Annotated in this window: 1 protein-coding gene; it reads right to left on the bottom strand. The window is 66.8% G+C overall.

The features are described 5' to 3' along the window. A partial coding sequence (locus KVT28_RS25320; protein ID WP_217550938.1) for a hypothetical protein occupies positions 1-265 on the bottom strand: 265 nt, incomplete at both ends.

Below are 265 nucleotides of genomic sequence, written 5' to 3' on the forward strand. Positions count from 1 at the left end.
GGGGGCTGGAGAAGTGCAACAGCTCCGATTCGACCGCGCCCTGCGCGCCGTCCTGTTCCTGGTCTTTGCCGTCGCCTTCGCCGTCGGCGCTGATGATCTGCCCGTCTTCGTCGCGGATGAGGTGGTGCCGTTTGGTCTGTGGCTGCCTGGTCAGGGCCCGTGAGGCGAGCTGCCCGACGAGGCGTTCCGAGTGTGAGCGCAGGCCTTGGAGGACGGCTACGAGCGGTTTGAACGAGGCGGAGGCAACCATGTCGTCGGGGTCTTC

Source organism: Pantoea sp. GbtcB22, from assembly GCF_019091025.1.
Classification (GTDB): domain Bacteria; phylum Pseudomonadota; class Gammaproteobacteria; order Enterobacterales; family Enterobacteriaceae; genus Pantoea; species Pantoea leporis.